This is a genomic window from Acidimicrobiales bacterium (assembly GCA_035540975.1).
In the GTDB taxonomy this organism is placed as follows: Bacteria; Actinomycetota; Acidimicrobiia; order Acidimicrobiales.
On the sequence record DATLFN010000034.1, the window covers coordinates 20894 to 34727 of the forward strand.

Here is a 13834-nt window from a genome sequence, read left to right on the forward strand (position 1 = left end):
CGATGCCGCCATCCTGCCGCGCCCGTGGTCGCCGCCGCCGGTCCGGGCAAGCTTCGCCGCACGCGCGACGATGGAGCATGGCCGACCCGCTGATCTTCGACGGCTTCGCCCACCAGCTCCCCGACATCGATCCCGAGGAGACGTCGGAGTGGCTCGACTCCTTCGACGCCGTCGTCGACAGCCGGGGCAAGCGCCGTGGGCGGTTCCTCCTGATGAAGCTGCTGGCACGGGCCCTCGAGCAGCAGGTGGGCTTCCCCGCCACCGTCTCGACCCCCTACGTCAACACCATCCCGCCCGACATGGAGCCGTGGTTCCCCGGCGAGGAGCACATCGAGCGTCGCATCCGCGCCTACATCCGCTGGAACGCGGCGGTGATGGTCACCCGGGCCAACACCCTGTCCAAGGGCATCGGGGGCCACCTGGCCACCTATGCCAGCTCGGCCAGCCTGTACGAGGTCGGCTTCAACCACTTCTTCCGGGGAAAGGACGACGGCCTTCCCGGCGACCAGGTGTACTTCCAGGGCCACGCCGCCCCCGGCATCTACGCCCGGGCCTTCCTCGAGGGACGGCTGAGCGAGGAGCAGCTCGACCACTTCCGCCGCGAGCTGGGGGGCAAGGGCCTGTCCTCGTACCCCCACCCGCGGCTCATGCCCGACTTCTGGGAGTTCCCCACCGTCTCCATGGGCCTCGGCCCCATCAACGCCATCTACCAGGCCCGGTTCAACCGGTACCTGCAGAACCGCCGCATCGCCGACACCAGCGGGTCGAAGGTGTGGTGCTTCCTGGGCGACGGTGAGGTGGACGAGCCGGAGTCCCTGGGCGCCCTGTCGCTGGCCGCCCGCGACGCACTGGACAACCTGATCTTCGTCGTCAACTGCAACCTCCAGCGCCTCGACGGCCCCGTTCGCGGCAACGGCAAGATCATCCAGGAGCTGGAGGCCGTCTTCCGCGGCGCCGGGTGGAACGTCATCAAGGTGATCTGGGGCTCCAAGTGGGACGAGCTGCTGGCCCGCGACCACGAGGGCGTGCTGCTCAACAAGATGAACACCACCGTCGACGGCGAGTACCAGAAGCTCTCCGTCGAGAGCGGGGCGTACATCCGCGAGAGGTTCTTCGGCCCCGACCCCCGCCTGCGCAAGATGGTCGAGCACCTGAGCGACGACGAGCTGCGCACCCTGCCCCGGGGCGGCCACGACTACCGCAAGCTCTACGCCGCCTACAAGTCGGCCGTCGAGCACCAGGGGACACCCACCGTCATCCTGGCCAAGACGATCAAGGGATGGACGCTCGGCCCCGAGATCGAGGCGCGCAACGCCACCCACCAGATAAAGACGATGAACAAGGAGCAGCTGGCCACCCTGCGGGACCGCCTGCACCTGCACGACCAGATCCCCGACGAGGGGCTGGACGCCAAGTTCCCGCCGTACTATCGGCCGGCCGAGGGCACTCCTGAGCACGAGTACCTCATGGAGCGCCGCCGGGCGCTGGACGGCCCCCTCCCCCGCCGCACGTTCAAGTGGCGGCCCCTGCCGGCGCCCAACGACAAGGCCTTCGCCGAGTTCGCCGAGGGCTCCAAGGGCCGGGAGTTCTCGACCACCATGGGCTTCGCCCGCCTGGCCCGCAACCTCCTGCGGGACAAGGGCATGGGCGCCCGGGTGGTGCCGATCATCCCCGACGAGGCGCGGACGTTCGGCATGGACGGGCTGTTCAAGGAGTTCTCGATCTACGCCCCGTTCGGGCAGAAGTACGAGCCGGTGGACGCCGCCGCCCTGTCGTTCTACAAGGAGGACCGCAGCGGCCAGATCCTCGAGGAGGGCATCACCGAGGCGGGGTCGATGGCGTCTTTCACCGCCGCCGGCACCGCCTACGCCACGTGGGGCCAGCCCATGGTGCCCTTCTACATCTTCTATTCGATGTTCGGCTTCCAGCGGACCATGGACCTGGTCTGGGCGTTCGGCGACATGCGGGGCCGCGGCTTCATGCTGGGCGCCACCGCCGGCCGCACCACGCTCAACGGCGAGGGCCTCCAGCACCAGGACGGCCACTCGCTGCTGCTGGCGTCGGCGGTGCCCAACTGCGCCGCCTACGACCCCGCCTTCGCCTACGAGGTGGCCGAGATCATCCGGTACGGCATCGAGACGATGTACGGCGAGGTGCCCGAGGACCGCTTCTACTACCTCACCCTCTACAACGAGAACTACGTGATGCCGCCCAAGCCCGCGGGGGTGGAGCAGGGCATCATCCGGGGCCTGTACCGCTTCGCCGAGGCCCCCGAGGGGCCGTCCCGACGGGCCACCGTCCTGTTCAGCGGGAGCGCCTACGGGGCGACCCTCGAGGCGCAGCGGCTGCTGGCCGACGACCACGACGTGGCCGTCGAGTGCTGGAGCGCCACGTCGTACAAGGCGCTGCGGGAGGACGCGCTGTCCACCGAGCGGTGGAACCGCCTGCACCCCACCGAGCCGCCGCGGACGCCGTACGTCACCGAGGCGCTCTCGGGCGCGGAGGGGCCGTTCGTCGCCGTCACCGACTTCATGAAGGTGGTGCCCGACCAGGTGTCGCGCTGGGTCCCCGGCCACTTCACCCCGCTGGGCACCGACGGCTACGGCCGCTCCGACACCATGGCCGGCCTGCGCCGCCACTTCGAGGTCGACGCCGGCCATGTCGTCGTCGCCGTGCTCAAGGCCCTGGCCGACACGGGGGAGGGCAAGGCGGAGGACGTGGCCGACGCCATCGCCCGCTACGAGATCGACCCCGAAGCCATCGACCCCCGGACGGCCTGATGGCGCCCGAGCTCGCCCTGTCGCAGCACCCCGAGGCCGACGCCCTGCTGAGCAGGGACCCGCTGGCCCTGCTCGTCGGCATGGTGCTCGACCAGCAGATCCCGCTGGAGTGGGCGTTCAGGGGCCCGCTCACCGTCAAGGAGCGACTCGGCGGCCGGCTGGACGCGGCCGAGATCGCCGCCATGGACCCCGACGAGCTCACCAAGGCGTTCGCCGGCCCCCCCGCCGTCCACCGCTTCCCGGCGGCCAACGCCAAGCGGGTGCAGCAGCTGTGCCGGGTCGTGGTCGACGAGTACGGCGGCAAGGCGGCCAACGTGTGGAAGAAGGCGGCCGACGGCGCCGACCTGTTGAACCGGGTCAAGGCCCTGCCCGGCTTCGGCGACCAGAAGGCCCGCATCTTCGTGGCCCTGCTGGGCAAGCAGCTGGGCGTCCGGCCCCCCGGTTGGGAGGAGGCGGCCGGGCCGTACGGGCAGGCGGGCTCGTACATGTCCGTCGCCGACATCGTCGACGCCGAGAGCCTCGCCCGCGTGCGGCAGTACAAGGCGGAGAAGAAGGCCGCCGCCAGGGCCGCCGCCCCGCCCCGCCCGTCCTGACCCGTTCAGTGCACTGAAAGCGCCGCTACCGTCGGCGGGATGCGGGTGACGGCCAATGGCGACGCGGTGGTGCTGGCCGAGGGCGCCACCGTGGCCGACCTCCTGGCCGCCCTGGGCCTGGGCGGGCGGTGGGTGCTGGTGGAGCGCAACGGCGAGCCGGTGCGGCGGGCCGACGTGGCGACGACGGCGCTGGCCGAGGGCGACCGCCTCGAGCTGGTGCGGGCGGTCGCCGGTGGCTGAAGCGGGGACGGAGGGCGCCGGGGACGGGCACGACGGCGGACCACTGGGCGGGCGGCGCCTCTACCTGTGCACGCCCGACCGGCCCGACCTGCCCGACTTCCTGGCGGCGTGCCTCCGGGGCGGCGTCGAGGTCGTCCAGCTGCGGGACAAGCACCTCGACGCCCGGCCCCTCCTGGCCCGGGCCCGGGTGGCGGCCGAGGTGTGCCGGGCGGCGGGCGTCCCGTTCGTCCTCAACGACCGCCCCGACCTCGCCCTCGAGGTCGGGGCCGACGGCGTGCACGTCGGCCAGGACGACGCCCCGCCGTCGCTGGCCCGCCGCATCCTCGGGCCCGACGCCGTCGTGGGGCTGTCCACCCACGCCCCCGCCGAGGTGGACGCCAGCGTCGCCGAACCCGTCGACTACGTGTCCGCCGGCCCCGTCACCGCGACGCCCACCAAGCCGGGCCGCCCGGGCACCGGCCGCGACTACGCCGCCTACGCCGTGCGCACCGCCGGCCGCCCCGTGTTCGTCACCGGCGGGGTGACGCCGGCCACCGTCGGGCCCCTCCTGGCCGCCGGCGTGCGCCGCTTCGTCGTGGTCCGCTGGCTGACCGAGGCGGCCGACCCCGAGGACGCCGCCCGCGCCCTGCGCGCCGCCCTCGGCTGAACGCCCCCGGCACGGCTCTGGCACCGGGATCCGGCGCCCGGGTGTCGATTCCCGGTGCCAGACGGCCGCTGGGGCTCAGGACTGGCGGTCGAGCCAGCCCAGGAGGACAGCGATGGCGCGGGGGTCGTGGCGCAGGCGGCTGCCCGCCCCGCTGAGCACGCGGAGCTCGACCTGGCCCTCGGCGGCGTCCGCCAGGGCGCGGGCGTCCATCACCGAGACGTCGTCGTCCTCGGCGCCGTGCACCAGCAGGACGGGCCGGGGCGGGACCTTGCCGATGAGGGCGATGGGCCGTATGTCGCTGAGCTCGCGGGCCCACGCCGCGGGGTCGCGGGGGAACGCCTGGTCGCGGACCACCCCGATGGTGCGGGCGTGGTGGGCGAAGCGCTTGGGGTCGGCGGCCCAGGCGTCGAAGTCGGCGGGCGCCGAGAACGACGCCACCCCGCCGACCCGCTCGTCCTCGCCGGCCGCGCACAGCGCCAGTGAGCCGCCGGTGCTGAACCCGCACAGCCAGACGCCGTCGACGTCGGTGACCTCCAGCAGGTAGTCGACCGCCGCCCGCAGGTCGGCGACCCACCCGCCCAGCGAGAAGTCACCCTCCGACTCCCCGGTGCCCCGGAAGTTGAAGGTGAGGACGACCCACCCGGCGTCCGCCGCGATGCGGTCGGCCAGGTGCGGGTACGTGCGGGCGGCCGTGGCCGCGCCGCCCGGTCCGCTCGGGAAGCCGTGGCACACGACGAGCCCGTGACGGGTCAGCCCGGGCCCGCCCGACGTCGCCGGCGGCCGGGCCAGGTACCCGCGCAGGCGCAGGCCCCCCGAGTCGATCGCCGTGTCCACGCTGCCACGGTACGCCCGGACGGCTCCTCCCGCCCGTCACTTCGACCCGGTTCGCGCCGTCCCTCGTACCGACCGGACCGGTTCGACGCGTTCGCCGCGCCGGGTCCGTGGTCCGTGGCCGCACTCGCCGGAGGCGGCCTCTGCGGCTGCGGACCGGCGATCCGACGCGACCGGACGGAGTGAGCGGAGCGAACGAACGACGTGGAAAGGTCAGCCGGTGCACCGCCGGCACGGGCGGTACCCGCGGTTGCGGGCTTCGGGCAGCGAGTCGGGCCCGAAGGTGGCGAACCGCTCCGACGCCAGGAGGTCGTCGAGCCGGCAGGCGGGCCCGGCCGCGCCGAGGTCGTGCACCACCATGGCCCGCTTGTCGCCCAGCCACCGGTGGTGGCGGAACCGGGCCGGACGGGCCGGTTCGCCGGTCATGCCGCCCCCGATCGGGCCGGGGACGGCGACGAGGGAGCGCCGGAGCGCTCCCTCGTCTCGAACATCACTGGAAAGGACCCGAGCTTCGGACGTCGTCGGAAGGGACCATGCTCCGACCCGGGTGCTCAGGCGGTGTCTGGCTGGGTCTCGCCGGGTGGTCCAGCTGCCGCGTCAGCGGCCAGCCACCTCCAGGGTCCCGAAACGTTGACTGTGCAGTTGGACCACCTCCTTTCTCTGGTACGCCCATGAAACCACATCGCAACCCGTCATGCGCGCGCCATTCCGCCCGCCGCTTCGTCGGGTGGCGCCTCGGGGCCGATGGCGCCGATCGCCTCCAGATAGCTCATCTGGGCGTCCAGCACGGCGTGGACCTGGGTGGCCGTGTAGGGCGACCCGACCGCCTCGGCCCGGGTGAGCACGTAGTCGACCGTCTCCGCCCCGCCGACCACCACGGGACCGTCGGGCTGGGGCGAGTGGCCGTTCCCCGACACGCCCTTCATGCGGAAGTACTCCAGGTTCCAGTCGATGATGCGCCGGACGTCGTCGTAGCTGAGGACGGCGCTCACCTCGAAGGGCAGGTTCTCCGCCACCCACTGCACGGCCTCGTCGAGGTCGAAGGTGGGCTGGGGGGGTACGGCGTCGAGGCGGCGGGCCTCCCGACCGACGACCACGGCGGCGATGGCGAAGACGATCGCCACGACGATCACGCCGTAGATCACGACCATTGGCGGACAGTACCGCGGGCTACGGTCTCGCCCCGTGCTGCACCACGAGGACGACCGCGCCGAGATCCACCGGGTCGTCGTGGGGCCGCTCTCGACCAACGTGCACGTCCTGCGCTGCAAGGCGACGGGCGAGGCGGTCCTCCTCGACGCCGCCGACGACGCCCCCCAGCTGGTCCGCATGTGCCGCCGGCTCGGCGTCGGGCGGGTCCTCCAGACCCACGGCCACCACGACCACGTCGCCGCCGTGCCCGGCGTGCGGGCGGCCGGGCTCCCCGTCGGGATCGCGCCGGCCGACGCCTTCATGCTCCGCTCCGGAGACGCCGACTTCGCCCTGGTCGACGGGGAGGTGCTCGACGTCGGCGGCCTGCGCCTGCGCACCGTGTTCACGCCCGGCCACACGCCGGGGTCCACCTCCTTCGTCCTCGAGGGCCACCTCGTCCTCTTCGCCGGCGACACCCTCTTCCCTGGCGGCCCCGGCGCCACCCGGCCTCCCTACGGGGACTTCCCGGCCATCATCCGGTCCATCTCGGAGCGCCTCCTCCCCCTCGACGCCGACACCGTGGTGATGCCGGGCCACGGCGCGGACACCACCATCGGGACCGAGCGCCCCCACCTCGACGAGTGGGTCGCGAGGGGCTGGTAGCAGTGGACGCCCTCGACGCCATCTTCGCCCGCCGCTCCACCGGCCGGCTCACCGAACCGGCTCCCGCCGGCCGCGACCTCAGCCGCATCCTGGAGGCGGCGGCCGCCGCGCCCGACCACGGGGAGCTGCGCCCGTTCCGGTTCGTGATCCTCCAGGGCCATGCCAAGGACGCCTTCGGGCAGGTGCTGGCCGACGCCTACCTCCACCGCTGCGAGGCGGTGGGCGCCCAGCCCACGCCCGGCCAGCTCGACAAGGAGCGGACCAAGCTGGGGCGGGCGCCGCTCGTGCTGGTGGTGGGTGCCGTCCACCGCCACAGCGAGACCATCCCCTGGGTCGAGCAGTTCGCCGCCGCCGCGGCCGCCGCCCAGAACGTCCTCGTGGCCGCCACCGCGCTCGGCTACGGCTCGATGTGGCGCACCGGCGACGCCGCCTACGACCCGCGGGTGAAGGCCGCTCTCGGCCTCGGCGAGCACGACGCCATCGTCGGCTTCCTGTACCTGGGCACCCCCCACGAGGGCGACGCCAAGGGCAGTCGCCGGCCCGACCCCGCCGGCCTGGTGGAGCGGTGGGAGCCGCCCGCCGGCTGACGAGCGGCCGCCCCTGCTCGGAACGAACGAGGTCGAAGCACTACTCGGTGGCGGTCAGGGGGTCGCGGGGCTCGGTGATGACCCGCACCTCGTTCGGCAACCCCTCGACCTTCACGTTGCCGTCCTCGGCCAGCACCTCGACGCGCCGGCCGGCCAGGGGGATGCGCTCCACCTTGAGGCGGCGGATCTCGGGCGGCAGGGCGGGCGACACCCAGACCAGGCCGTGGGGCACCCACGGGTCGAGGCGCAGCAGCACGCGCAGGAACATCAGCGGCGCGGCCGCCGACCACGCCTGGGGCTGGCACGACGTCGGGTAGCCCACCACGCCGGGGTACTCCGACCGGTCCATGCCGGTGAACAGCTCCGGGAGCCGCCCACCTTGGCTGTGGGCGGCGTCGAGCATGGCCAGGACGACCCGCTGCGCCTCCTCGACGAACCCGTAGCGCATGAGGCCGGCGGCGATGATGGCGTTGTCGTGGGGCCAGACCGACCCGCAGTGGTAGCTGATCGGGTTGTAGCCGCCCATGGTGGTGGCCAGCGTGCGCACGCCCCACCCGCTGAACATCTCGGGCGACATGAGCCTCTCCGCCACCAGGGGCGCCTTGTCCTTGTCCACGATGCCGGTCCACAGGCAGTGGCCCATGTTCGACGCCAGCGAGTCCACCGGCCGCTTCCGGCCGTCGAGGGCGATGGCGTACCAGCCCTTGTCCTCCAGCCAGAAGTCCCGGTTGAACCTGGCCTTCAGCTCCGCCGCCTTGGCCCGGTAGCGCTCGGCGGTGGCCGTGTCCCTCTGCTCGGTGGCGAAGTGCATGCGCGCCAGGTAGGCGCCGTAGACGTAGCCCTGCACCTCGCACAGGGCGATGGGCGGCTTGGCCACCTCGCCGTCGGCGAAGCGCACGCCGTCCCACGAGTCCTTCCAGCCCTGGTTCGCCAGCCCCCGGTCGCTGGCCCGCTGGTACTCGACGTAGCCGTCGCCGTCCCGGTCGCCGTACTCCTCGATCCACTCCATGGCCCGGTCGGCGTGGGGCATCAGCTGGTCGACGATCTCGCCGGCCAGCCCCCACCGGCGCATCTCCCCCAGCAGCATCACGAACAGCGGCGTGGCGTCCGCCGACCCGTAGTAGACGTGGCCGCCGCCCAGCGAGAGCGACGCCGCCTCGCCGAAGCGCATCTCGTGGAGGATCTTCCCCGGCTCCTCGTCCCGGCGGGGATCGACGCGGGTGCCCTGGAAGCGGGCCAGCGTCTGGAGCGTGCCCAGGGCGAGGTCGGGGTCGACGAGCAGCGCCATCCAGGCCGTGAGGATCGAGTCGCGGCCGAACAGGGTCATGAACCACGGGGCGCCGGCCGCCACCACCGCCCGCTCGGGGAAGTCGGGGTCGAAGATGCGCAGCGCGCCGAGGTCCTCGGCGCTGTGCCGCACCGCCCGCCGCAGGCCCTCGTGGTTGGTGTGCACGGCGGGCATCTGCTTGCGCCACCGCGCCATGCGCTCGACCGGCGTGGCCCGGCTCACCGGCTCCCCGCACGGGTAGCGGGGCTCGATGGGCTCGCCGTCGATGAGGGGGGTGAGCTGGGTGCACGTCGTCCACTCGGAGCGGGCGGGGACGATGACCTCGAACATGGCCCGGCCGGTGCCGATCTGGGCCCGCTGGCTGAACGACACCTTGGCGCCCCGCCGGAACGCCCCCTTGCGCACCCGGAAGACCAGGGCGCCGCCCTCCTCGGACACCTCCAGCTCGCGGTCGGGGTCGGTGCCGGCGCGGCCCTCCTTCACGTCGAAGAGGTGGGCGAAGTCGGCGTCCATCACGAACTCCACCGCGCAGTAGGCCGGTTCGTCGGCGAAGTTGCGGATGACCAGGTCCTCGCGCATCCCCCGGCCGATGTACCGGTGGCGCAGCACCAGCAGCGTGCTGTCCGCCTGTCCGGACCGGGGCCGCGTGCGGGACACGAAGACGCCGCTGAACGGGTCGCTCGTGGTGGCCGCCAGCGGCTCGGGGGACTGGCCGTTGATGCGCAGCTCGAAGCGGGAGAGGAAGCGGCTGTCCCTGAAGAACAGCCCGTGAGCCGCCCCGCCCACCAGGTCGCCCGACCGCCCGGAGATGCAGAAGGCGGAACCCTGCACGAGCGTGACGATGCCGTCGTGCGACCCGAGGGCCACGCTCTCGCCCGTGAAGTTCCACCCCTCCGCCACAAGAGCGAGGCTAGGCCAACCCTGCGCCAGCCCGGCGCCGATGAACGACAGTGCGGGGAGGGCCGGCTCCGCCGGCCCTCCCCGCCCGACGGGGCTCGCCGAGCAACCTCCGGTTGCGGCGGCGACCACCATTTCCACTACCCGCGTAGTGGTAATAGAATTCGGTCGTGGCTGAGCCCGTTCTGTCGATCGAGGACCTGCACGTCGCCGTCGAGGACACGGAGATCCTGCGGGGCGTGGACCTCGCGGTGGCTCCCGGCGAGGTGCACGCCATCATGGGGCCGAACGGGTCGGGGAAGTCGACCCTCGCCAACACCATCCTCGGCAACCCCGACTACCAGGTCACGTCGGGGCGCATCGTCTACAAGGGCGAGGACGTCACCGAGTGGCCCACCGACGTGCGCGGCAAGGCCGGGCTCTTCCTCGCCTTCCAGTACCCCGAGGAGATCCCGGGGGTCCCCGTCATCCAGTTCCTGCGCCAGGCGCTGTCGGCCCGACGCGGCATCGACCTGTCGGTGCTCGAGCTGCGGCTGGCGATCATGGACTGGATGAAGAAGCTCGACATGGACCCGTCGTTCGGCGACCGCCACCTCAACGAGGGCTTCTCGGGCGGCGAGAAGAAGCGCAACGAGGTCCTCCAGATGGCCATCCTCGAGCCCGACGTGGCGATCCTCGACGAGACCGACTCGGGGCTCGACATCGACGCCCTCCGCATCGTGGCCCGGGGCGTGGAGGAGGTCCGGTCCGCCCGGCCCCACCTCGGCGTGCTGCTCATCACCCACTACCAGCGCATCCTCGACGCGCTCACCCCCGATCGGGTCCACATCATGGTGGACGGGCGGATCGTCGAGAGCGGGGGGCCGGGGCTGGCCCGGCGGCTGGAAGCGGAGGGCTACGAGGCGTGGCGGGCGGTACGATGACCGGCCTCGACGTCGCCACCATCCGCAAGGACTTCCCCATCCTCGACCGGGCCCAGGCCGACGGCCGCCCGCTGGTGTACCTCGACTCGGCGGCGTCGTCGCAGAAGCCGCAGGCCGTCCTGGACGCCATGGACCACTACTACGAGACGACCCACGCCAACGTGCACCGGGGCGTCTACACCATCGCCGAGCAGGCCACCCGGCTGATGGAAGAGGCGCGCGACAAGGTGGCCCGGTTCGTGGGGGCCAGTTCGTCGCGCGAGATCGTCTTCGCCAAGAACGGCACCGAGTGCCTCAACCTCGTCGCCCACTCCTGGGGGCGGGCCAACCTCAGGCCCGGCGACGCCGTGCTGCTGAGCGAGATCGAGCACCACGCCAACCTGGTGCCCTGGCTCATCCTCAGGGAGCAGCTCGGCTTCGAGCTCCGCTACATCCCGCTCGGGCAGGACGGCCACCTCGACCTCGCCGACCTCGACCGCCTGGTGGACGGGGTCCGGCTGGTGGGCATCACCGCCATGTCGAACGTTCTCGGGACGCTCACCCCCGTGCGCCGGATCGCCGATGCGGCCCACGCCGCGGGCGCCGTCGTGGTCGTGGACGGGGCGCAGTACGCGCCGCACCTGGTCACCGACGTGACGGAGCTGGGCGCCGACTTCTTCGCCTTCACCGGTCACAAGCTTCTCGGCCCCACCGGGGTCGGGGTGCTGTGGGGCCGCGAGGAGCTGCTCGACGCCATGCCCCCGTTCCTGGGGGGCGGCGAGATGATCCGCGACGTGCGCCTCGACGGGTTCACGCCCAACGAGCTGCCCTGGAAGTTCGAGGCGGGCACCCCGCCCATCGCCGAGACCATCGGCCTGGGCGCGGCCATCGACTACCTCCAGGGCCTGGGCATGGAGGCGGTCCGGGAGCACGAGGTCCGCCTCACCGCCTACGCCATGCGCACGCTCACCGCCCGCCACGGCGACGACCTGCGGATCTTCGGACCGTCCGAGCCGGCCCAGCGGGGCGGCGTGGTCTCCTTCGCCTACAAGGACGTCCACCCCCACGACATCTCGCAGGTGCTGGACCAGGCCGGGGTGTGCGTCCGGGCCGGCCACCACTGCGCCAAGCCGTTGATGCGGCGGCTGGGCGTCGGCGCCACGGCGCGGGCGTCGTTCTACGTCTACAACGACGAGTCCGACGTGGACGCGCTGGCCGACGCCCTGGACGCCACGTCCGACCTCTTCTGCTAGGGAGCACCACCGTCATGGGCCTCGAAGACCTGTACCGCGAGATCATCCTCGACCACTACCGGTCGCCGCGGAACCGTGGGGAGCTGGAGTCGCCGCCCGCCCTCCGGGTCGAGGGCTACAACCCGCTGTGCGGCGACGAGATCGTGGTGTACCTGGTGGTCGAGGACGGCGTGGTCGCCGACCTCAAGATCGGCGGCCAGGGCTGCTCGATCAGCCAGTCCTCGGCGTCGATGATGTCCGCCGCCGTGAAGGGGCGGACGGTGGCGGAGGCCCGGGCCGTGATCCGCGCCTTCAAGGGGATGATGTCGATCCACGAGCAGCGGCTGGACGCCGACGGGCAGCCGGAGCCGGCGGGCGCCACCGGGGCGGGGGACGGCGACGCCGTGCAGCTGGGCGACCTGGAGGCGCTCCAGGGGGTGGTCCGCTTCCCGGTCCGCATCAAGTGCGCCACCCTGTCGTGGAACACGCTCCAGCAGGGCCTCGACGACGCCGTGGCGGCGGGGGCGGGCGCCGGCGGGTGAGGGTCGTCGTCGACCCGTTGCGCTGCCAGGGCAACGGGATCTGCGCCCGCATCGCGCCGGAGGTCTTCGAGGTCCGGGCCGGCGCCGGCGCCGTGACGCAGGACGAGCCGGCGCCGTCGCTCGAGCGGGCCGTCCGGGACGCCGCCCGGCGCTGCCCGACCCGCGCCGTCAAGCTCTCCGCCTGACCGCCCCGGCGCCGTGCGGTTCCTCGGCTCGTCGTTCCGCCCGCTCCGCCACCGGGACTTCGCCCTCCTGTGGTCGTCGAGCCTGGTGTCGAACATCGGCACGTGGATGCAGACGGTGGCCGTCGGCGCCCTGGTCACCGCGCAGACGGGGAAGGCGGGGTGGACCGCCCTGGTGGCGGTCGCCGCCTTCCTGCCCCTCGGCCTGCTCTCGCCGGTGGGCGGCGCCATCGCCGACCGGACCGACCGCCGGCGGTGGCTGCTGGTCGGCAACCTGGTGGAGACGGCCCTCGCCGGCGGGCTGGCCGTGCTGTCGGCCACCGGCCGGGCCTCGCCCGGGGTCGTCACCTTCGTCGTCTTCCTGGGCGGGTGCATGGCGGCGCTGCTCTTCCCGGTCCAGCAGGCGCTCGTCCCCGACCTCGTGCCCCGGGACGAGGTGCTCGCCGCGTCGTCGCTCGGCATGGCCCAGTACAACCTGGGCCGGGTCGTGGGGCCGGCCCTGGCCGCCGTCGTCGTGTCGGTGGGCTCGTTCTCCCTCGCCTTCGCCGTCAACGCCGCGTCGTTCCTGGCCGTGGTGGCGGCCGTCCTCGTGCTGCGCGTCCCGCCCCGGGAGCCGCCGGCCCCCGAGCGCCTCGGGCGCGCCATCTCCGACGGCGCCCGCGTCGCCTGGCGCGAGCCGGCGTGCCGGTCGGCCATCGTCCTGATCTCGCTGGCCGCCTTCCTCCTGTCCCCGTTCATCGCGCTCGTCCCGGCCAAGGCGGCGCTGGTGTCGACGGGCAGCGCGGAGACCACGGCGGCCGTGACCGGCGCGCTCACGACGGCCCAGGGCGTCGGGGCGGTGGCCGGTGCGCTGCTCGTCGCCCCGCTGGCCGACCGCTTCGGACGGCGCCGCATGGTGGTGGCGTCCCTCCTGGCCACGGCCGCCGGGCTGTGCGCGTACGCCCTGGCGCCGTCGGTGGCCACCTCGGTGGCCGCCCTCGGGCTCGTGGGCCTCCTCTACATCGGCGTGCTCACCGGCCTCAGCACCGTCGTGCTCGTACGGGCGCCGGAGGCCTACCGGGCCCGGGTCTCCAGCCTCTTCTTCGTCGCCCTCGGCACCGTGTACCCGCTCGGCGCGCTGGTCCAGGGCGTGGTGGCGGACCGGGTCGGGCTGGCCGACGCGACCATCGGCGGCGCCCTGGTCCTCGCCGCCGTCGTCATGTGGATCCGCGTCGCCCGGCCCGCCTTCCTCGCCACACTCGACGACCGGGCCACCGAGCCGGCCGTCGTCCCGCAGGCGGCGCCGGGCGTGTAGCGGGTTCGATTTCTTGGAATGGTTCT

General features: G+C 73.2%; 15 protein-coding genes. 11 read left to right on the forward strand and 4 right to left on the reverse strand.

Annotated elements, in window-relative coordinates; genetic code table 11:
* The first annotated feature begins 77 nt into the window (after nt 1–77).
* The 4 genes from aceE to thiE are packed head-to-tail and all read left to right on the forward strand — an operon-like array spanning nt 78 to nt 4259.
* Nucleotides 78–2780: a pyruvate dehydrogenase (acetyl-transferring), homodimeric type gene (gene aceE, locus VM242_04350; GenBank protein ID HVM04384.1), complete on the forward strand. Its 2703-nt coding sequence runs from the start codon at nt 78–80 to the stop codon at nt 2778–2780.
* On the forward strand, nt 2780–3373 hold the full coding sequence (locus tag VM242_04355) for an HhH-GPD-type base excision DNA repair protein (GenBank protein ID HVM04385.1): 594 nt from the start codon (nt 2780–2782) through the stop codon (nt 3371–3373). Before aceE ends, VM242_04355 begins: the two co-directional genes overlap by 1 nt.
* A 39-nt stretch (nt 3374–3412) precedes the next feature.
* Entirely contained in the window at nt 3413–3613 is a 201-nt protein-coding gene (gene thiS / locus VM242_04360; protein ID HVM04386.1) for a sulfur carrier protein ThiS, read from the forward strand.
* Complete coding sequence (gene thiE, locus VM242_04365; protein ID HVM04387.1) at nt 3606–4259, forward strand: thiamine phosphate synthase; 654 nt, start codon at nt 3606–3608, stop codon at nt 4257–4259. The genes thiS and thiE overlap by 8 nt, the downstream gene beginning before the upstream one ends.
* 75 nt (nt 4260–4334) lie before the next feature.
* On the opposite strand, the gene VM242_04370 is transcribed toward thiE, so the two are convergent.
* The 3 genes from VM242_04370 to VM242_04380 form a co-directional block, all read right to left on the reverse strand.
* Complete coding sequence (locus tag VM242_04370; protein HVM04388.1) at nt 4335–5093, reverse strand: alpha/beta fold hydrolase; 759 nt, start codon at nt 5091–5093, stop codon at nt 4335–4337.
* A 210-nt stretch (nt 5094–5303) separates the two neighbouring features.
* On the reverse strand, nt 5304–5516 hold the full coding sequence (locus VM242_04375; GenBank protein ID HVM04389.1) for a hypothetical protein: 213 nt from the start codon (nt 5514–5516) through the stop codon (nt 5304–5306).
* 266 nt (nt 5517–5782) lie between these two features.
* Nucleotides 5783–6241 (reverse strand): hypothetical protein, encoded by a 459-nt coding sequence (locus tag VM242_04380; GenBank protein ID HVM04390.1) that lies wholly within the window; start codon nt 6239–6241, stop codon nt 5783–5785.
* A 34-nt stretch (nt 6242–6275) separates the two neighbouring features.
* Between VM242_04380 and VM242_04385 the strand changes: the two genes are divergently transcribed.
* Both VM242_04385 and VM242_04390 read left to right on the forward strand, forming a co-directional pair.
* Entirely contained in the window at nt 6276–6884 is a 609-nt protein-coding gene (locus VM242_04385) for an MBL fold metallo-hydrolase (protein HVM04391.1), read from the forward strand.
* A gap of 2 nt (nt 6885–6886) precedes the next feature.
* Entirely contained in the window at nt 6887–7471 is a 585-nt protein-coding gene (locus VM242_04390) for a nitroreductase (GenBank protein ID HVM04392.1), read from the forward strand.
* A 40-nt stretch (nt 7472–7511) separates the two neighbouring features.
* Here the strand turns inward: VM242_04390 and VM242_04395 are convergent, their stop codons facing one another.
* Nucleotides 7512–9659: a glycogen debranching N-terminal domain-containing protein gene (locus VM242_04395; protein ID HVM04393.1), complete on the reverse strand. Its 2148-nt coding sequence runs from the start codon at nt 9657–9659 to the stop codon at nt 7512–7514.
* A gap of 167 nt (nt 9660–9826) precedes the next feature.
* Here VM242_04395 and sufC point away from each other — a divergent pair, with 167 nt between their 5' ends.
* From sufC to VM242_04420, 5 genes are read left to right on the forward strand one after another with little or no spacing between them, the layout of a single operon-like run.
* Nucleotides 9827–10579, forward strand: coding sequence for a Fe-S cluster assembly ATPase SufC (sufC, locus tag VM242_04400; GenBank protein HVM04394.1), 753 nt, complete (start codon nt 9827–9829; stop codon nt 10577–10579).
* Nucleotides 10576–11811: a SufS family cysteine desulfurase gene (locus tag VM242_04405; protein ID HVM04395.1), complete on the forward strand. Its 1236-nt coding sequence runs from the start codon at nt 10576–10578 to the stop codon at nt 11809–11811. Before sufC ends, VM242_04405 begins: the two co-directional genes overlap by 4 nt.
* Nucleotides 11812–11825: 14 nt before the next feature.
* Nucleotides 11826–12332 carry an SUF system NifU family Fe-S cluster assembly protein gene (locus tag VM242_04410; GenBank protein HVM04396.1) on the forward strand — a complete coding sequence of 169 codons (507 nt, stop codon included), beginning with the start codon at nt 11826–11828 and terminating at the stop codon, nt 12330–12332.
* Nucleotides 12329–12517, forward strand: a complete 189-nt coding sequence (locus VM242_04415; GenBank protein HVM04397.1) for a ferredoxin — start codon at nt 12329–12331, stop codon at nt 12515–12517. Before VM242_04410 ends, VM242_04415 begins: the two co-directional genes overlap by 4 nt.
* 13 nt (nt 12518–12530) lie before the next feature.
* Nucleotides 12531–13808 carry an MFS transporter gene (locus VM242_04420; GenBank protein HVM04398.1) on the forward strand — a complete coding sequence of 426 codons (1278 nt, stop codon included), beginning with the start codon at nt 12531–12533 and terminating at the stop codon, nt 13806–13808.
* The last annotated feature ends 26 nt before the right edge of the window (nt 13809–13834 follow it).